Source organism: Vibrio echinoideorum (genome assembly GCF_024347455.1).
GTDB lineage: Bacteria > Pseudomonadota > Gammaproteobacteria > Enterobacterales > Vibrionaceae > Vibrio > Vibrio echinoideorum.
Genome location: NZ_AP025483.1, coordinates 2,222,929 through 2,241,924, shown reverse-complemented (window position 1 = coordinate 2,241,924; position 18,996 = coordinate 2,222,929). Strand labels below are relative to the sequence as shown.

Below are 18,996 nucleotides of genomic sequence, written 5' to 3'. Positions count from 1 at the left end.
TTAGTTACCGTATCGCTTAAGCCACTCTTTCTCGAGTGCGGCTTGCCAGGTTGGGTGAGGTTCATCAACCGATTTAAATTGCTGAGTGTTTTTAGCGCTGCCGGTTAAGTATTTACTACTTAACACTGAAGGGTCACCCCAAATATTCAGGTCACCTTTACGTGATTGTGCTTCTGGGCTAAGCAAGAAATTGATCGCCACTTGTGCACCCGCTGAAGAGTTGGCATTCCAAGGAATTGCTAAGAAGTGAATGTTAGAGAGTGCGCCACTTTCAAGAGCATAAGCCTTGGTGCTTTCTGCCAATTTTCCGCTAGATTGTGCAGAGAAAACAGCATTTGGATTGAACGTAATCGCAAGGTCGATTTGTCCGTCATCAAGAAGTTGAATGCTCTCTGAGGTACCTGCTGGGAACTGCTTGCCACCACGCCAAGCGACTTTGTGGAATTTATCTAAATAATCCCATAATGGAGCGGTCACCGTTTGGAAGTCATCTTCTGAGACAGGCTTAGATAGCGCAGGGTTATTGTTGGTTAGCTCTATGAGTAGAGACTTAATGAAGCTCGTGCCATGAAACTCTGGTGGGCGAGGGTAGCTTAAGCGATTAGGGAACGCCTGAGCATAGCTCAACATTTCTGAAAACGATTGTGGCGGGTTGTGTAGCGTTTCTTGGTCGTGGATGAACACAAGTTGTCCCACTCCCCAAGGTGCTTCTAAGCCTTCTGTAGGCTCCGAGAAATCGACATCAATTGGCAAGGACTTATCGACATACTGCCAGTTTGGAAGTGATTGAGTAAAAGGTCCAAAGAGTAGCTCGTTGTCTTTCATTGAGCGGAAGTTTTCACCGTTGATCCACACAATATCAACGCTGCCTTCACTGTTTTTGCCTGCTGCTTTTTCAGCAATCAAACGTGTGGTTGTTTCTGCGATATCGGTTACTTTTACGTGTTTTAAAGTAACACCATATTCACTTTGTAACTGCTTGCCTGCCCACTGTATGTAACGGTTAATCTCTTGGCTACCGCCCCAAGCATGAAAATAGACAGTTTGTCCCTCTGCCTGTTGTTCAGTTTGGTTCCAGCTATCTGTTGATGTTGCTTCATCAGCATAAATGGTTGCACTGTATGCAACGGTTGCCATGATTCCTAACGTACTTACTATCTTGTTCATAAACTTTTCCATTTGGTAGTGAACGGGCAAGAGCATTGTATTTTCGAACTCCCTAACAGTTATTCTATCTGTTTCTGAAATAATTTCTAATTCAATAGTAAATTCAATCAATTACTAAGGGGGAGTTGGGCGTTCATGGTTAAGTTTTATTCGATATGAAATCATCTCGAAAGCTCAACAGATTCTAGGCTCTTACCATCCTAACAACAGACCGTTAAACCCGTGAATTAATTGCATCTAAATGAGAGATTTTTGATGTTTATTGGAGGTTGGTATGGAAAATTGGTGATAAGTGCGATTTTGAGGGGAGTCGGGGACTATTAAGTAATTAAGTCAGCAATAAAAAAGGAGCCACGAAGGCTCCTTTAATCAATTTCTGGTATCAACAGTGGTGTTGATAGCTAGACTAGTTTACCCAATCACGAATTGTGTACGTTAGCGTGTGTACATCGTTTTTCAGTACTAGCGTATCTTTCGTTAGCGTTACGTCGCTCCACTCACTAAGAGTTGCAGAAACCGACTGTTCGATTTCCATTGCTGAACCGTGACACATCTTCATTGTCATGCCCATTTGCTTGATTCGGAATTGTCCGTCTTTCAGCTCGCCTTGACCAAAGAAGTTGTTACAACCAGCGATGCCGTTAGCTGTCATCTTTTCGCCGATTTCTAAACGAGGGGTCGCTTGATTTTCGCTTTTCTCAATGTCCTTGCCATCAATTTGCGCAAGTTCCCAGTTATGGTGCTGTAGATCGGTTGGTGTTACTTGCGTCGCGTTATCACCTGTTGTTGTGCATGCTGCTAGCATCATAGGTAAAGCGGCTACTGCTAGTAATTTTTTTGAACTAAACTTCATATTAAAAGGCTCCAAAGGGAAAACGAAGTTACTGAATAAGCGTAACTTGATGGTTCAAAGTATAGTTTACAAAACACTATATGTGTCAGTATAAGGTCATAGTTTAGTATGAATTATATGAGCTCTTCGACAAATTAATCGCTTATTTATTAATTAGTAAGCTTGATTTTTAATAGGTAAGGAAGTGAGGAGGCATGGTGGAGCAGTTAGAGTTTTTCCAAGTTCCAAGCCCTTGCGTTGGGGTGTGCTCAAGCGATGAAAAAGGCTATTGCAATGGTTGTATGCGTAAAAGAGAGGAGCGCTTTAACTGGATGTCGATGACGTCCTCTGAGCAATTGCATGTCATTAAGTTATGTCGTCAACGTTATAGAAGAAAAATAACGAAGAAAAATCATTTAGTTGGTAAGCCAATTGAAGAAGAGGGAAGTACCAGTCCCCAAAGAGATCTTTTCGGCTAAGGTTGAAGTATTATGATTTTATTTAACTCCGAAGTAACTATTACTTTACATAATGGTTGGTGTGTAATATTAAGATAGGTACCTTTGTACCAGAAGGAGTGATGTCGGTATGAATAAAAAGCACGCGAAACTCAAAAAGAAACCAATCAAAGCATTGGATAGAAAACCCATCGGGGCGAAAGATGACCCTGAACAAAGTGCGCGTGATTGGCATTCGATGACAGAAGAAGAGCGAATGGAAATTCTTTCACACCTTTCAGACATGCCTTTTCAATAACATCACAGATTCTTCAGAGCCTCTTCGACAGATTAAACTTGTCTAAAGCTACTTATACAAACATGTGATTCGCTTTCGTTACACCACGATGGTAGGTACAGAATGTATCTTCTGCTTCGATGGTTTTACTGTGAATTTTAATGTTTGTAATCACTTCAACAGCGCCTGCGTCGTAACAAGCTTGCTCAGCGTTTTGAATGATTTCGAGTAGCTGATTGAGCTCACCCTTCATCGTGGTTTCCATCGCGCCAACTTGGAAAGGAACATCGGCTGCTTTTACCACTTCAATCGCTTTATCAACGACTTCGAAGTTGTTGCCTTCTTTGACACGAGGTATTACTTGGAAGGCAACCATCACTTCTTTTTCTCTTTTTAGCTCAGACACTTTCTGCTTACTCAATGAAGGGGAATTGTTGCAGATAATAGGTTAATGCGGAGATAAATTCTACAGCGGTTATGCTGGCTTATGAGCTTATAGCCTACTTGCTACCCCAGTGGTCGCTAACCCAACCGCCTATGTGTTCATCGAAATGACTACCACTGAACCTGTGGTTGCGTTCAACAGAACAGTCACTCTCGTCTTTGTTATCTATTAGGTTTTGTATGTAGTTTGCCATCGGGTCATTGGAACACTGACGATCTCGGCGAACAGCCACTTCTTTAATTAGTTGTAATCGGTATGTAGAGCTTGCACGTTTCATTTCGATGACCTCCCGGTTTTTAGACACTAATAGAAAAATCTAGTTGCCAGATATAGGGGCGTCAACGTGATCTGAAAGTATTTTTTTTGAGTAACCAAGAATCAATGCCTTGGCATCATAATTCATAAAAATGTCATTTAGATTGGCGTGTAGGGGGCTTTCGTCGATGAAATTGACGTGGTGTTTCATCTTAAAATGCATTTTAGGACGGGACAAAGACAAGATATAAAAAGCCCAGAAAGATCTGGGCGTTTTTATGGGGATAATCAGTTTAGAACAAGAAACTATTTGGTGTGGTTGGGCTTGCTCTTAAATTGTTTAGCGCTCTTCTTCTTTGCTGTTCTTCGATTAGCCATTTTGTCTTTAGGCGGGCGCTTACGCTCTGTTGCTTCTGAAGCGGGCTTATCTGTGACAGGGAAACCTTCCAGTGATTGTAACGGCAGCGGTTTATTCGTAAGAGAACGAATCGCGTTTAAATATTCATTCTCACTGTGGCTGACCAGAGATATTGCGACTCCGGCATTTCCCGCTCTTGCAGTTCGTCCAACGCGATGAACATAAGTTGCCGAGTGTGCTGGTAATTCGAAGTTGACCACGATTGGTAGTTGATCGATATGAATCCCTCTAGCCATCACGTCGGTTGCGATGAGAACGCGGGTTTCGCCATTCTTGAAGCTCTCTAATGCTAAGGTACGTTCTTCTTGGTTCTTGTTTCCATGCAGTGCGCTAACACTGATTTTGGCTTTATTTAACCGTTTAGTTAGTGCGTCGGCATTATCTTTTGCTCCGATGAACACTAAAACCTGCGACCAATCGTTCTGATTAAGCAGAGCAATGAGCGCTTGAGCTTTACTGCCTTTGTTCACGAGATAGAGCGTTTCATCAATGGTAGAGACAACGCTGTTCTCTTGGTGCGCCGCAATCTTTACTGGTTCAGTGAGAAGCGCTTCCGCTTGGCTAACCAGATCTTTAGGAAGCGTTGCTGAAAAAAGTAGTGACTGTCGTTTTGCTGGAAGGGTATCGATAATGCTTTGAATATCAGGCCAGAAACCCATATCGAGCAGACGGTCTGCTTCATCAAGTACCAAAGATACGCAATGAGCTAACTCTAACTCCCCACTTTGAATCACAGCAAGTAAGCGGCCTGGCGTGGCAATAGCAAGCCGGGGCTTTTCTGATAACAGTTGTTGCTGATTATCTGTGTTTACACCACCGGTTAATGTAATTGTTTTAATAGAGAGCGCTGTTGCAATGGGTTCGAGAGCCTCGGCCACTTGTGATGCGAGTTCACGCGTTGGAACGATGATGACAGCTTGCAGTTCATTCAAGTCGCTATTGATGTTGTTCAATAAAGGTAAGCCGAACGCCAATGTTTTCCCGCTACCCGTCTGCGCTAGCGCAAGAACATCCTGGCCCGCAATAATCTCCGGTATGGCCGCTTGCTGTATCTCAGTTGGTGTATCGAATTGAGAGGGAATGGCTGCGACAGTTTTTGCGTTAAGGGTTAGGTTATCAAATGACATAAATGAACCAAGTATCAAAATGGATGTGGAGTCTAACAGGGCTACAAAAGTTAGAGAATGAATTTTGCCAATTTCCGCGGTAAACGCGTTGATTACAATACGGGCTTATTAAAAAAAGAAGGTGATCGCTCAGTGTATAAAGGGTTGAGTAAAAGGAATTATTAAACGTTGGTCATATTGTAATGGTATCGAATGGACGTACAATACCCGCCCTTAAAAACGACAACTAAAACGAGAGTATCATGAGTTGGGATAGCATTTGGCTGTTCATTGTCATCGTGTTTTTTATTGCCATTATTCTAGGCCCAAATGCTTTGCTGGTTTTGAGCACAGCATTGACCCAAAGAAAGCTATTCGCGTTTGTGAATGTGCTGGGCGTTTGCTGTGGTTTCTTTTTTCACGCCTTTATTTCTGCAAATGGAATGAGCCTATTGCTATCGAAAACGCCAATGGCATTCGAAGCTCTTAAGTGGGCAGGTGTTTTGTACTTAGTTTGGCTCGGATACAATCATTTTAGGGCCGCACTAAGAGCTCAAGATGGCGTGCTTTCCGTGGTGAGTGCATCGGGGAGTAAGCTTTACAATCAGTTCTTCAAAGGGTTGCTCACTAATCTTCTGAACCCTAAAATTGTGTTGTTTTATCTCTCTATATTCCCTCAGTTTGTTTCAATGGACAAAATTGTGTCAGACAGTTTAGTACTCGGTGGCATTCAGGCGGCGGTTGTATCGACATGGTTTTTGGTTGTTATCTTAATGGCCGATACGTTCAAACGCTTGTTGACTCAAAAACGCACATCGCAATGGATGAATGTCGTGTGTGGGGCATTATTCGTTGGCTTCAGCATTCAGTTAGCCTTGTTCTCTTTGTAGTTGGACCTCAATGAGATCTAATTCTCAATTTGAAATGAATGATGGTCGATGAGTGTTTTATTTGACATATAACTAAAGTATCAAAATATGATGCCGATATAATTACTATCTATATATCTGACCTACTTTAGGCAAGGAGACGCCGTAATGAATGGTGAATTGTTCACCCAGAAACGCCAATATTATCGTTTAAAGTACCCTAAAAGGGCACGTCCGGTGATGCGAATTAAGGATGAGCTTTTTCATGTCAGTGAAGTTTCTGAAAAAGGTGTGCGTTTAATGATGCACAACGTGATTCCTGTTTATCGCGGCTTTTCAATGGTAGGAACATTAAGACTGCATGACAACAACAGCATTGATATTAACGGTGCCGTGTTGCGACAAGAAGGTGATGAAGTGATCGTTCAGTTATCTCAAGGTCCAAGCTTCAAAGATATGGTGTCTGAGCAGAGACACATTCGTCAGCGTTACCCGGTCTTCTTTGCTAATCTAAGAGTTGCTTAAGGTATTCAATAATCCAGTTTGTTGGCGTTATTATTTTTAGGTGGGCTGGTCATACTAAGTAGATAAGTAGATAAGTAGATAAGTAGATAAATAAACAGATAAACAGATCAAAAAAAGCCCGGTGCATTCTAATTTGAATGCACCGGGCTTTGTCACTTCTGGATAGCTGTATCTTTAAATAACGGTTCTAACCAATGAGCTGAACAAACATGCCCTTGGTTCGCGTAGTGCTACGCGAATTACAGTTTACCTGCTGTCGCCCAAACTGCCGCTAGCATGTCGTGACCAAACGCAACGCTACGCTCTGGAGACCAACCGTAAAGTTCGTCAGCGTGGCTGATGTGATCTTTAAATGGCATCTCTACTGTGTAAGCCAAACATTTGAACTGCTCGCTTATCCAGTTTGTGCCGACGGTCATATTCGCTTTGCCTGGTTCGTCTTTATCGTAACCAAATTCATCTTGGAATTCGGGAGTGATAGTCAGAAGGGCTTGCTTGAAGTGGTTCTCTAGTTTTTCAATGCGCTCATTGTATGACGGCGTGCCTTCGCTACCTGCAACGAAGTTATATGGGATTGCTTCGTCGCCGTGAATGTCTAGACACATGTCAACGCCAGTTTCTAGCATACGCTCACGCACAAGGAAAACTTCAGGACTACGTTCTAGAGATGGCGATTGCCATTCACGGTTAAGGTTAACGCCAATCGCGTTGGTACGCAGGTGACCACGGATGCTGCCATCTGGGTTCATGTTCGGTACAACGTGGAAAACAACGCTATCTAGAAGAGATCGACCTACTGTGTCTGTTTCATCAAGTAAACGTTGCAGCAAGCCTTCGATCAACCATTCAGCCATGGTCTCGCCAGGGTGTTGGCGACCAATAACCCAGATGTTTTTCTTCTCTTCACTTGGCTCACCAATGGTTAGCAAAGTGATGTCATTGTTGTCTAGCGTGTGACCCAGAGTTTCTAGCTTACAAGCAGGGTGCGTTTGAGCACTGTGCAGGAGATCTTGGTGACGATCATATGAGTAAGGCGCGAAGTAGGCGAAGTACATTGAGTCGTGTTCAGGAATGATATCAAAGCTTAGTGTGTCGCCATCAAACTGAGATGGAATACGGAACCACTCTTCACGGTCATAAGATGCAACCACATCGTAATCTTTCCAGCCTTCAGGATAGGCAGAGGTTGCTAGTTGACCTATTTCAAAGTGGTGAGCTTGTTGAGCGTCACTTTCTAAGCGGAAGTGGAACCATTGAGAGATTTCAGTTTGGTTGTCTGCTGGGATAGTCAGTTGAATGTTTTGTGGTGAATCTGCTGAAACGACGTGAATGTTGCCGCTTTCGAAATTGCTGAAAATTTTCATTGTAGTTTTTATCTCGAGTTTGAGTTGCCGTAAGACTAGCACATTTATTTTCGAGCAAACCACTAACTAAATCGTAATGAGATGTTATTTCAACTATCAATTGTGTCGCTATCTATTTGGCTAACTATCTCTTTTTGGAACTGCCTATTTTTGAGTTGTGATTTTCAAACGGTCTGTTTGAGAACTGTCGGTTGGTAGGCAGTCAATTTGTGAACTGTCTTTGGTGAATTGTCGTTTTGTGAACTAGCGGCGCTGACAGCTTGTACAGCCACGACACGCGGATCGTGTATAGCGATCCAACTTACTCCGCTGTACCTTGCAGTATGCATTTTTCAGTGCTCTTCGCCCAGAGAACCAATCATCTGGTTTTGACAGAATCAGATAACCATTAAAGCGTTTCACCAGTTCGGTTCTGTTTTGGCTAATGAACTTGCTATCAAACCCAATTTCAAAGTAATCAAGCGCTTGTTCGATAGAAGTGAAAGTAGCGATCTTCTCTAGCGTAGTTGGTTGGGACATATTTATTTCAGCACTATTAATTTGCAAACATTATAAGTGCACTCGTTACATTTTATCTTGATTCTAGTGCGCTTTTTGACCTGAAAATCCATGGCGTTTTTCGTGTCTATTTTATAAATAATCCCACCTTTATTTCCTCTGTGAATATTAATCTAATTGATTGCGTACTCATGGTTATAAGAAGGCCGTATTTTGTTCTCATTGTTAGTAATCCTTACTATCAATAAGGGTAAAGTATGATAAGAATCAATAAAGACTACCCCTAAAGTATTAATGTAATCACAATTGTTACTAAATGTTGAAGATGATTTCTAAATATGTCTATTAAAAAGCGATATGTCGCTCTTATTGCTGCTGTGGGTATTGGTATCGGGTGGTTAACACTTGGTGGGACTGCCGCAGTTATGCATTACACCTCAAGTACTGAGTTCTGTGTTTCTTGTCATACGATGCAAATTCCTTATGAAGAGTATCAAGGTTCGATTCACTTCAGTAATGCAAAAGGCATTCGAGCTGAATGCTCGGACTGTCATATTCCTTCTGATCCAATTGACTACGTAATCACGAAAATTCGTGCATCTAAAGATATTTATCATGAGTTTGTAACCGGCAAAATTGATACAGAAGACAAGTACGAAGAACATCGTATGGCGATGGCAGAAACGGTGTGGGCGCAATTGCGTGAAAGTGACTCTGCTACTTGTCGTTCTTGTCATACTTTCGATGCAATGGATAGCTACGAGCAATCGGAAGACGCAGCCAAAATGCACGAGTACGGACAAGAGAATAATCAAACTTGTATCGACTGCCACAAAGGTGTTGCGCACTTTGCTCCGGAGCAAGAAATGGACAGCGAAGCTTTTGATAATTTGATGGCATTCACTGAGAAAACAGATCCAAATGCGAAAGTCGTTTACTCAGCTGAAACGCTAAGCATTGGCGACCTTGGAACTATCAATCCAACGGCACGCTTGGATGTGAAAAAAGTTGAAGGTACAGAGCGCACCGTTGAGTTACATGCTTACCAAATGAAAGGTGCTGAGCAAGTGCTTTACTGCGGCGAAGGTCAACGCTCAATTGTCGCGATGCTGACCGATCAAGGACAACAGAGCCTTGAAGTTGGCAGCTTTAAAGCGGATGCGTACGGCAATGAATGGCGAACGGCAGTGCTAACAGCGCAAGTTGATGCTCCGGTATTGGGTTCACTAGAGCCAATCTGGGACTACGCAGAGGAACTCGATAACGTTTACTGCTCAACATGTCACGCGAAAATTGGTTCGAACCACTTCACAGTGAATGCTTGGGGCCCGGTGGCTAAAGGCATGGGCGAGCGTACTGATATATCAGACCAAGATCTCGAACTGTTAACTAAATACTTCCAGAACCACGCGAAAGATGTGGCTGGCCACTAAGAAACAAAGGGAAATAATTATGACAGATATTACTCGTCGCGGATTCCTCAAAGGATCGGGCATGGCTGCCGGTGCGCTGGCATTTACATCATTGACGCCAATGACAGCATCAGCTGCAAATAAGCGTGGTAAAGGTGTATTAACTGCAGGCCGCATGGGGCCGATGTTGTGTGAAGTAAAAGATGGCAAGTTGGTTTCAACGACTAATGCTTTAGCACAAACGGTTCCAAACAGCTTACAAACGACTGGTCCAGACCAGGTTCATACAAAAGCACGTATCAAGTACCCAATGGTACGTAAAGGCTTCTTAGACAACCCATCGGCGCCAACTGGTTCTCGTGGTGGCGACGAATACGTTCGTGTGTCTTGGGATGAAGCTTATAAATTGATTCACGAACAGCATATGCGTATCCGTCAAGAAAACGGTCCTGAATCTGTATTCGCAGGTTCTTATGGCTGGCGTTCAAGTGGCGTGCTGCATAAAGCACAAACGTTGCTTCAGCGTTACATGAGCTTGTCTGGCGGCTATTCGGGTCACCTTGGTGATTACTCAACAGGTGCTGCACAAGTCATCATGCCCCACGTAATGGGTTCTATTGAAGTTTACGAACAACAAACCACTCACCCAGTGATACTTGAAAGTTCAGACGTTGTTGTATTGTGGGGTATGAACCCTATGAACACGCTTAAGATTGCATGGAGTTCAACAGATTGTTCTGGCCTCGAGTTTTTCCACAAACTTAAAAAATCTGGCAAGACAATTATTGCTATCGATCCAATGCGCTCAGAAACGGTCGATTTCTTTGGCGATGCAATTCAGTGGATTGCCCCTCGTCCTATGACAGACGTAGCGATGATGATGGGTATCGCGCACTCTTTGGTTAAGAAAGGTAAGCACGACGTAGAATTCTTAAACAAATACACGGCTGGCTACGATAAGTTTGAAGCTTATCTAATGGGTAAAGAAGATGGAGTAGAGAAGACTCCTGCGTGGGCTGAAGAGATCACAGGCGTTCCTGCGAAACAGCTTGAGTTATTAGCTGATATCTTTAGTCAAAACCGTACCATGCTAATGGCGGGTTGGGGTATTCAGCGCCAACAATACGGTGAGCAACGTCACTGGATGGTGGTGACACTAGCGGCAATGCTTGGTCAGATTGGTCTTCCTGGCGGTGGCTTCGGTCTTTCTTACCATTACTCGAACGGTGGTAACCCAACACGTGATGCCGGTGTATTACCAGCAATCTCTGCGTCAATTGGCGGTGGTTCTTCAGCAGGTAATGACTGGGCTGTATCAGGCGCTGTGAACAGCTTTCCTGTTGCTCGTATTACAGAAGCGCTGGAGAATCCGGGTAAAACGTACATGCATAACGGTCATGAGTTGACGTTCCCTGATCTGAAAATGATCTGGTGGGCGGGCGGTGGTAACTTTACTCATCACCAAGATACAAACCGTTTGATCAAAGCGTGGCAAAAGCCTGAGCTAGTGGTTATCTCTGAGATCTATTGGACCGCTGCGGCTAAGCACGCTGATATTGTATTGCCGATCACAACGTCATTTGAGCGTAACGACATGACGATGACGGGTGACTACAGTAACCAACACCTAGTGCCAATGAAAAAAGCGGTTGAACCTCAAGGTGAAGCACGTAACGACTTCGATGTATTTGCAGACATGTCTGAGATGATCAAAGCGGGCGGCCGTGATGTCTTCACTGAAGGCAAAGACGAAATGGCATGGTTGAAAGGCTTCTACGATGCGGCACAGAAAGCGGGTAAATCTGCACGTGTTCGTATGCCTAAATTTGGTAAATTCTGGGACGATAACCAGCTTATTGAAATGAAATACAATAAGAAGACGGCACAGTTTGTTCGTCATGCTGACTTCCGTAAGGATCCTGTGATGAACCCGCTTGGTACGCCAAGTGGTAAGATTGAGATCTTCTCAAAAACCATCGAAGGCTACAAGCTTGCTGATTGTCCTGCTCATCCTACATGGATTGAGCCTACAGAGTTCTTTGGTAAAGCGAAAAGTGATGAGCTTCAATTGATGACGGCGCACGCAGCACATCGTCTACACAGCCAATTTAACTATGCGAAATTACGTGAAGAATATGCGATCGGTAACCGTGAACCTATCTCTATCAACGTTGAAGATGCGAAAGCTCGCGGAATCAAAACCGGTGACTTGGTTCGTGCTTACAACGACCGTGGTCAAGTGTTGGTAGGTGCTTTGGTAACAGATGGCATCAAACAAGGCGCTGTATGTGTCCATGAAGGTGGTTGGCCTGACTTAGATAAAGATACAGGCTTATGTAAAAATGGCGGCTGTAACGTTCTTACATTGGATATCCCGACTTCTCGTTTGGCAAATGGTTGCGCTGCAAACTCGGCGCTTGTGAAAATTGAAAAATACACAGGTCCTGCATTAGAGCTGACAGCATTTGATCCACCCAAAAATGGTTAATCTTTAACGAAATACGACCAATTGAACCAAGCCAGCTTATTTGCTGGCTTTTTTTATGATCTTTTTTGCGTGAAGGAGACTATTAGCTTGTGTCTAGCCTGAGTCGATTAGACAACTCATGATAATTAACGACATTAGAGCGAGAGATATCCATGAATCGGATCAACCCAAAGAAATTATTTCGTAGTAAATGGACTGCAGTCAGCCCGGTAAAGAAAGAAAAACACTTTATGATCACAGAGGTAGAGTTTGAAGAAGGAGAGGTGATTCGTTGCTTAATTGAGGCGGTGATGACCAAACGACAGGAAGCCATCAATTGGCGAGATCTCACCGACAATCAACATTGGCTCCCTGGTTGGAAGTAGGAAGAAGAGAGATAGGTCATAAGCATTCTTCTTTCTCGTTAGTTTTTGTTTCATTTTCTCGCGAACTAGAAGGTACTCGTTTGAGAAGCTCGTTTTTGCCAGAACTTGAGCCCTTCTAACACTCCCTCTGCGTGTGATGCTGTGCTGGTGTATACATTATCTCTTTCGGTCAGGTGAGCAACCTCTGGGTAATGGTTAGCCACTAATATCGAGTTTACGCCCTCTATCGTCAGCATAGAGGTGTCGTTAGCTGAGTCACCGGCAACGCACACTTCCTCAACACTCAAATCATGCTGTTTGAGTAGATGATGAATCGCAGTGGCCTTATTGACTCCCTTTGGCGTGATGTCTAAGTACCAGTCGTGAGAATAAGTGAGATGAACGTCTAGGCCATGCGACTCTAAGCTCGATTCAATCAGCTCGTGTTGAGGCTCAGACAGTTTCCCTTCAAAAGTAATCTTGTAGTTGCCCTGATGGCTTTCCAAGCGTTCACCCATGAAATCGAGTGGCTCCAGTGCCAACTCTACTTTCGATTTGTTCCAAGATGCTTCTAATTGGTTATGCCACATATGATCAGGTTTTTGGGAGTGATCGTGATGGATTCTTGTTCCCACATCACTGATAATACTGTGTGGTTTCGGGTAGTTGTTTGAAGCCAATCCCACCCTAATGGAAGATAAAGTTCTGCCTGTTGCAATGATAAAACGGATATCAGGTTGCTCAGTTAAGTAGTCAAATAACTGATTTACTCCGTGAGATGATCCTCCATCAAGCGTCCCGTCAAAGTCACACACCAGCATTTTTATCATCAGAGTTCCCTGTTGTTTTCTTAAAGTGATTGGTAGAAATAAGCCCATGTCCTGCTTAAAGAATGGCTCAGCAGGGAGCACTCTACAAGTGGTCTTTTGCTTCGAGCTGACGTTATTTAATAGTTTGCAGCAAGTCTCACAGTCGGTGCTATTTAAGTCATAAAGTTAAAGTTCAACCCTTATGGAACTTTGCCTCGTTACCTGAAAGTAGGTGAAATTAAGAGTGCTATTTTCAGTTAAATTAGCCATCTCTCATGTTGCGAGGTTGACTACGAATATCTTGAAACACGTAAAATTAGTTTGTATTCAAATTATTTGTACACGAACTATTGGTGGGTAATTTTAGTTTGTTTAGCCTATTAATTGTTCTAATGTGAAATAAATATTCAATAATCTATCAGTAAGTAATATATAATTTTGCTTACATTTTGTGCGGGTTAATTTTGATTATTATCAATGATTTGTTTGTTTTATGCTTGATTTTTAGTCTTGTTTTTATGGTGTTGACTGGTGGTTTTAAAAATGGTTTACAGTATGTAGCCCCTTGATTTACATCTTCATATTGCTTAGAGTGCTAATTGTTTTTCGGGTTTAAATAACCGTTTTTAAGTTTAAACGACCGTTTTTACGTTTAAATAACTATTAGTTTAAACAACTAAGAAAGGATTAGATTACATGGATCCCATACTGGAAGTTAAGGGACTGTACAAGGTGTTTGGTGACGATACCGACCGTGCTTTTACAATGATCAATGAAGGCGCGAATAAAGATAAAGTTTTTGAAGAAACAGGTCTAACGATCGGCGTTAACGATGTTTCTCTTAGTATTCAGGAAGGCGAGATTTTCGTAATAATGGGACTGTCAGGATCTGGCAAATCAACCCTAGTACGCCTTCTTAACCGCTTGATCGAACCTACCAAAGGCAGCGTGCTTCTAAGAGGCAAAGACATTGCCCACATCTCAGAAGATGAACTTCGTGAAGTTCGCCGCAACAACATCTCGATGGTTTTTCAAAATTTCGCACTGATGCCACACATGACTGTTATCGAAAACGCGGCATTTGGCCTTGAATTGGCAGGTGTTGAGCTAAGTAAGCGGAAACAATCTGCATTTGAAGCGTTGGAACGAGTCGGTCTCGGGCCGTATTCAGAATCTTACCCAGATGAATTGTCTGGTGGTATGAAGCAACGTGTTGGCTTGGCTCGTGCCCTAGCTTGTGATCCTGACATTTTGTTAATGGACGAAGCGTTTTCTGCGCTCGACCCTTTGATTCGTACTGAAATGCAAGACGAATTAATTCGCCTTCAAAACGATGACAAACGTACGATTGTGTTTATTTCACATGATTTGGATGAAGCAATGCGAATCGGTGATCGAATTGCGATTATGCAAAATGGTGAAGTGGTTCAAGTTGGTACTCCAGACGAAATCTTAAATAACCCAGCGAACGATTACGTTGAAGCCTTCTTCCGAGGCGTGAATGTAGCAAGTGTTCTTACTGTGAAAGATATCGCACGTAAGAAACCTGCCGCTGTATTTAAGAAATCAGAACATGATGGCCCAGCTTCTGCTCTGCAAATTCTGATGGATAACGACCGTGAATACGGCATCGTTGTTGAGAAGAGCAGCCATTATTCAGGCATCGTTTCTGTTGAGTCTCTTCGCAAAGCTCACAAAGAGAACAAATCATTAGTGAGTGCTCAACTTGATGATGGTTTAACTCTCAACCCAGATTTACCAATCAATGATGTACTTGGCCTTGTTGGCGGTGTGCCTTATTCAGTTCCTGTTGTGGACGATAAAGGCAATTACTTTGGCGTGGTGACTAAATCACGACTGTTACAAACCTTAGATAAGGGGTAGATCATGTCATCAGAACAAACGAATAATGACCCATGGTCGCAATCTACTGTTTCAGAACAATCTACCCAACCATCAAGTGATCCTTGGGGTCAAGCGGCAGACACTTCACCATCAGCGGATTGGTTAAGCAGTGAAACGGTAGAAACCATACCTTTTGATCCACTCAACCCTTTTGCTGAAGCAGTACTGCCAGTGGACACTTGGGTTGAATCTGGATTGAATTGGCTAGTTGAGCACGGTCGTCCGTTATTTCAGGCCATCCGCGTTCCTATCGATTTCATTCTAAGTTCATTTGAAACGGCATTGGTTTCTACACCAGCTCCGTTCATGTTGATCATCTTGTTTCTAGTCGCATGGCAGTTTTCAAACCTGAAGCTGGGTGTCGCAACTGCGGTATCTCTGACTCTTATTGGTTTGATTGGTGCTTGGTCTGAAGCAATGACCACGCTTTCATTGGTTATGACATCGGTATTCTTCTGTTTATTGATTGGCTTACCCATGGGGATATGGCTTGCTCGAAGTAATACTGCCGCAAAATTTGTGCGTCCGATTCTCGATGCCATGCAAACCACGCCTGCCTTTGTTTACTTGGTACCCATCGTAATGTTGTTTGGTATCGGTAACGTACCGGGCGTAGTGGTAACCATCATCTTTGCATTGCCACCGGTGGTACGCTTAACTATTTTGGGTATTCAACAGGTGCCTGAAGAACTAATCGAAGCGGGTCACTCCTTCGGCGCTAGCAAAAAGCAGATGCTCTATAGAATTCAACTGCCGTTGGCATTGCCAACCATCATGGCGGGTGTAAACCAAACACTAATGTTGTCACTATCTATGGTGGTTATCGCATCAATGATCGCGGTAGGTGGTTTAGGCCAAATGGTACTGAGAGGTATTGGCCGTTTAGATATGGGACTGGCCGCTGTCGGCGGTCTAGGCATCGTTATTCTCGCCATCCTGCTTGATCGAATTACTCAAGTTTTAGGGGCGAATGCCGGTAATACAAAATTACGCTGGTACCACATGGGACCTGTTTCCATTGTACTTAATGCTTTAAATCGCGGTAACAAATCAGAACTACAATTAAGGAAAAACACCAATGAATAATTCATGGAAGAGCAAACTCGCTGTTAGTATCTTTTCTACAATAGCCGTATCTACTAACGTGTGGGCTGCAAGCTTGCCGGGTGAAGGTGTATCAGTTCAGCCAGTTCAATCTTCTGTCGCTGAAGAAACGTTTCAAACGTTGATCGTTAACCGCGCGTTAGAAGAACTTGGCTATGACGTAAAAGCAACACAAGAAGTGGACTACAACGTAGCTTACACCTCTATCGCAAAAGGTGACGCAACGTTCTTAACTGTAGGTTGGTTCCCGCTTCATGCTGATAAATACAAAATGGCTGGTGGTGATGAAAAATTCTACCGTGAAGGTCAATATGTAAGTGGTGCTGCGCAAGGTTACCTGATTGATAAGAAAACGGCAGAAAAGTACAACATCACCAACATTGGTCAGCTAACCGATCCAAAAATTGCGAAACTGTTCGACGCAAACGGCGATGGTAAAGCAGATCTAACGGGTTGTAACCCTGGCTGGGGTTGTGAGATGGTTATTGAACACCAACTTTCAGCATTCAAACTGGACAATACAGTTACTCATAACCAAGGTAATTATGCTGCCATTATTGCTGACACTATTTCACGCTACAAAAAGGGTGAATCAATCCTTTACTACACTTGGACTCCATACTGGGTGAGTGGCGTGTTGGTTCCAAATGAAGATGTAGTTTGGTTAGAAGTACCATTCTCATCTCTTCCTGGCGATCGTGCGAATGTTGATACAACGTTGTCTAATGGCAAAAACTATGGTTTCCAAATGAACTCAATGCGCATTATTGCGAACAAAGAGTTTGCTAAAAACAACCCAGCTGCGGCGAAACTTTTCGAAATCATCAAACTTAACATCAACGATGTAAGTGCTCAGAACATGATGATGAGCAAAGGTAAAAACAGCTCTGCTGATATCGAAGCGCACGTAAACGGTTGGATCAAAGCGAACCAAAATACGTTTGATGCTTGGATTGCAGAATCGAAGAAAGCAGCACTTTAATAGCACCTACTTGTATTCGTCCAGGTAAGATCTGCACTTTAATTTGATATTATGAGCGTGTTCAGCGCCTGTGTAGAGTCGCTGAATCACTATCAAATTAAGTGAAGTGACGATAAGTGTTAATCACTAAAAAAAGCCAGCAGTCTTATTTGGACTGCTGGCTTTTTGTTTTCTGTTTTTCTGTTTTTATGCTTGAGCTTCTAGCTTCTAGCTTCTAATTATAGCTCTAGCGTTCGCCTTGAACTTCGAAGTCGTCGCTAACTAGGCGAGCGCAACCATCAGCTTCTAATGCCCAATGTTCACGATGCACAACACCAAACGCTTTGTTCATTGTCCAGCTAGCCGTAAGAATGTAGCCACCTTCTGGATGCTCTTCCCACTTAACATCGGTGTAATCAACGTCTTTGAAGCCTTGGTCGATGATGTTTTGCCAAAACGCTTGAATTGCTTCACGACCTTCAAAGGTACCAAATGGACGAGCTTCCATCACACATGCTTCAGTGTACTGATCTGCACAACCTTTCGCATCTTGGCTGTTGAATGCTTTCTGCCATGCGTTAATACTTTGCTTACATGCTTCTAATACTTGGTTGTTTAACATTGCTTTTCTCCATAGCAGTCTTCTTTCAAACACTGTGTTTTTGATTTGGGTGTCTCGATAAGTTGGATTCAGTTTAGTCTTGGAAATCGATCTGAAAAACAGAGATAATAGAAAATACTGTATGTAAAAAGAGAACAATGGAATGAGCAAGCTAAAGCAGATGTCGATTTTCGCTCACATCGTAGAGCAGGGTTCAGTATCAGCTGCGGCTGAAAAGCTTGAGTTATCTAAATCTGTCGTCAGTCAACACCTCAAAATTCTAGAACAAGAGTTAGGCGCTTCTCTTCTTAAGCGCACAACACGCAGGCAATCTCTTACCAGTATGGGTGAGCGTTTTTATTTGAGTTGCAAAGACATTAACGTGATTGCCGACTCGGCTTGGGATATGGCCAAAGCTGAGCTAGAAGAGCCACAAGGTCGGATTCGTATCACGGCTCCGAACGCGTTGATGGATTTATTGGTCGCGCCCGTTGTTGCGGAACTGATGAAGCAATACCCCAAGTTAAAGCCAGAACTGATCAGCGATGATCAGCACTTAGATTTCATGGAACACGATATTGATCTCGCGGTACGTGTGGGAAGCTCGCGTGACAGTAATCTTAAGCAGAAACGCTTAGGTGAGTTTAAAGACGTGTTGTGTGGTGTTGAAAGCATGCGAGATAGAGAGCTTGAATCTATTCCTTATATTGCAAACTCTTGGCAGGGAAAACAGGTGACTCATCATTTTAGTTCTCAAAATGAGCAAGACTTTGTTTATCAACAACAAGCAAGCTGCACCACGAACTCTTTTCACAGTTGTCTTGCTTTGATCAAATCTGGCGTTGGTATCGGTGTGATTCCAGATTTTTGTCTTCCTCAGTTATCCAATGAAATTGTCGACGTGATGCCAACTTACCAATTACCGACCAATACGGTTTATGCGTTGAACCCATTCGCTTCAAATACACCCATCGCCATCAAACTTTGTGTTCAAGCGTTGGAAGATAAGCTGAAACAGAGCTTCATTTAGTTGATGTGAGGCTTTTAGCAAAAGAACCCGTCAACTAAGTCAATTAAGGCAACTAAGGCAATTAAGGCAACTAAGGTGAGATGGTCAATCGGCCATTTCATCTTCTATCTCCCCACCTCTCATTTCTA

At 43.1% G+C, this 18,996-nt stretch carries 20 protein-coding genes; 11 read left to right on the top strand and 9 right to left on the bottom strand.

The annotated features are described in order from the left end of the window. Positions 1-1,167 (bottom strand): ABC transporter substrate-binding protein, encoded by a 1,167-nt coding sequence (locus OCV36_RS10110; RefSeq protein WP_135456545.1) that lies wholly within the window; start codon positions 1,165-1,167, stop codon positions 1-3. 406 nt (positions 1,168-1,573) lie between these two features. Further along, complete coding sequence (locus tag OCV36_RS10105; protein ID WP_029224825.1) at positions 1,574-2,020, bottom strand: META domain-containing protein; 447 nt, start codon at positions 2,018-2,020, stop codon at positions 1,574-1,576. 194 nt (positions 2,021-2,214) lie between these two features. Between OCV36_RS10105 and OCV36_RS10100 the strand changes: the two genes are divergently transcribed. Both OCV36_RS10100 and OCV36_RS10095 read left to right on the top strand, forming a co-directional pair. Next, positions 2,215-2,478: a DUF1289 domain-containing protein gene (locus tag OCV36_RS10100; RefSeq protein WP_210114722.1), complete on the top strand. Its 264-nt coding sequence runs from the start codon at positions 2,215-2,217 to the stop codon at positions 2,476-2,478. Positions 2,479-2,587: 109 nt separating this feature from the next. Continuing rightward, entirely contained in the window at positions 2,588-2,755 is a 168-nt protein-coding gene (locus tag OCV36_RS10095) for a hypothetical protein (protein WP_010440154.1), read from the top strand. Between the two features lie 52 nt (positions 2,756-2,807). On the opposite strand, the gene OCV36_RS10090 is transcribed toward OCV36_RS10095, so the two are convergent. The 3 genes from OCV36_RS10090 to OCV36_RS10080 form a co-directional block, all read right to left on the bottom strand. Next, positions 2,808-3,110: a thiamine-binding protein gene (locus OCV36_RS10090; RefSeq protein WP_029224826.1), complete on the bottom strand. Its 303-nt coding sequence runs from the start codon at positions 3,108-3,110 to the stop codon at positions 2,808-2,810. Positions 3,111-3,234: 124 nt separating this feature from the next. Further along, positions 3,235-3,456: a hypothetical protein gene (locus OCV36_RS10085; RefSeq protein WP_135456543.1), complete on the bottom strand. Its 222-nt coding sequence runs from the start codon at positions 3,454-3,456 to the stop codon at positions 3,235-3,237. A gap of 284 nt (positions 3,457-3,740) precedes the next feature. Further along, positions 3,741-4,979, bottom strand: a complete 1,239-nt coding sequence (locus OCV36_RS10080) for a DEAD/DEAH box helicase (protein ID WP_135456541.1) — start codon at positions 4,977-4,979, stop codon at positions 3,741-3,743. 242 nt (positions 4,980-5,221) lie between these two features. On the opposite strand from OCV36_RS10080, the gene OCV36_RS10075 reads away from it, so the two are divergent. Together OCV36_RS10075 and OCV36_RS10070 are read left to right on the top strand one after the other, a co-directional pair. Beyond that, the gene (locus OCV36_RS10075) at positions 5,222-5,848 is read left to right on the top strand and encodes a LysE family translocator (protein WP_135456539.1); all 627 of its coding nucleotides are present in this window, start codon (positions 5,222-5,224) and stop codon (positions 5,846-5,848) included. Between the two features lie 147 nt (positions 5,849-5,995). Further along, positions 5,996-6,352 carry a hypothetical protein gene (locus OCV36_RS10070; protein ID WP_017073387.1) on the top strand — a complete coding sequence of 119 codons (357 nt, stop codon included), beginning with the start codon at positions 5,996-5,998 and terminating at the stop codon, positions 6,350-6,352. Positions 6,353-6,591: 239 nt separating this feature from the next. Here OCV36_RS10070 and OCV36_RS10065 read toward each other — a convergent pair whose 3' ends face one another. Further along, positions 6,592-7,716, bottom strand: a complete 1,125-nt coding sequence (locus OCV36_RS10065) for a M14 family metallopeptidase (protein ID WP_029224829.1) — start codon at positions 7,714-7,716, stop codon at positions 6,592-6,594. Positions 7,717-7,959: 243 nt separating this feature from the next. Beyond that, positions 7,960-8,235: a nitrogenase-stabilizing/protective protein NifW gene (locus tag OCV36_RS10060; protein WP_135456537.1), complete on the bottom strand. Its 276-nt coding sequence runs from the start codon at positions 8,233-8,235 to the stop codon at positions 7,960-7,962. A 317-nt stretch (positions 8,236-8,552) separates the two neighbouring features. Here OCV36_RS10060 and OCV36_RS10055 point away from each other — a divergent pair, with 317 nt between their 5' ends. The 3 genes from OCV36_RS10055 (at position 8,553) to OCV36_RS10045 (ending at position 12,479) form a co-directional block, all read left to right on the top strand. After that, positions 8,553-9,647 (top strand): NapC/NirT family cytochrome c, encoded by a 1,095-nt coding sequence (locus OCV36_RS10055; protein ID WP_135456535.1) that lies wholly within the window; start codon positions 8,553-8,555, stop codon positions 9,645-9,647. A gap of 19 nt (positions 9,648-9,666) precedes the next feature. Further along, positions 9,667-12,114: a molybdopterin guanine dinucleotide-containing S/N-oxide reductase gene (locus tag OCV36_RS10050; RefSeq protein ID WP_135456533.1), complete on the top strand. Its 2,448-nt coding sequence runs from the start codon at positions 9,667-9,669 to the stop codon at positions 12,112-12,114. A 152-nt stretch (positions 12,115-12,266) separates the two neighbouring features. Beyond that, positions 12,267-12,479 (top strand): TIGR02450 family Trp-rich protein, encoded by a 213-nt coding sequence (locus OCV36_RS10045; protein ID WP_017073392.1) that lies wholly within the window; start codon positions 12,267-12,269, stop codon positions 12,477-12,479. Between the two features lie 65 nt (positions 12,480-12,544). Here the strand turns inward: OCV36_RS10045 and OCV36_RS10040 are convergent, their stop codons facing one another. Next, positions 12,545-13,288 (bottom strand): HAD-IIB family hydrolase, encoded by a 744-nt coding sequence (locus OCV36_RS10040; RefSeq protein WP_135456531.1) that lies wholly within the window; start codon positions 13,286-13,288, stop codon positions 12,545-12,547. 675 nt (positions 13,289-13,963) lie between these two features. Between OCV36_RS10040 and proV the strand changes: the two genes are divergently transcribed. The 3 genes from proV to proX are packed head-to-tail and all read left to right on the top strand — an operon-like array spanning position 13,964 to position 17,258. Then, the gene (gene proV, locus OCV36_RS10035; protein ID WP_017073393.1) at positions 13,964-15,151 is read left to right on the top strand and encodes a glycine betaine/L-proline ABC transporter ATP-binding protein ProV; all 1,188 of its coding nucleotides are present in this window, start codon (positions 13,964-13,966) and stop codon (positions 15,149-15,151) included. Positions 15,152-15,154: 3 nt separating this feature from the next. Continuing rightward, the gene (proW, locus tag OCV36_RS10030) at positions 15,155-16,258 is read left to right on the top strand and encodes a glycine betaine/L-proline ABC transporter permease ProW (protein ID WP_102552798.1); all 1,104 of its coding nucleotides are present in this window, start codon (positions 15,155-15,157) and stop codon (positions 16,256-16,258) included. Beyond that, on the top strand, positions 16,251-17,258 hold the full coding sequence (gene proX / locus OCV36_RS10025; RefSeq protein ID WP_135456529.1) for a glycine betaine/L-proline ABC transporter substrate-binding protein ProX: 1,008 nt from the start codon (positions 16,251-16,253) through the stop codon (positions 17,256-17,258). Before proW ends, proX begins: the two co-directional genes overlap by 8 nt. 226 nt (positions 17,259-17,484) lie before the next feature. Here proX and OCV36_RS10020 read toward each other — a convergent pair whose 3' ends face one another. Next, a complete protein-coding gene (locus OCV36_RS10020; RefSeq protein WP_135456527.1) occupies positions 17,485-17,859 on the bottom strand; it encodes a YybH family protein in 375 nt (124 codons plus the stop codon). Positions 17,860-18,001: 142 nt separating this feature from the next. Here OCV36_RS10020 and OCV36_RS10015 point away from each other — a divergent pair, with 142 nt between their 5' ends. Then, the gene (locus OCV36_RS10015) at positions 18,002-18,868 is read left to right on the top strand and encodes a LysR family transcriptional regulator (protein ID WP_017073397.1); all 867 of its coding nucleotides are present in this window, start codon (positions 18,002-18,004) and stop codon (positions 18,866-18,868) included. Positions 18,869-18,996 lie beyond the last annotated feature (128 nt).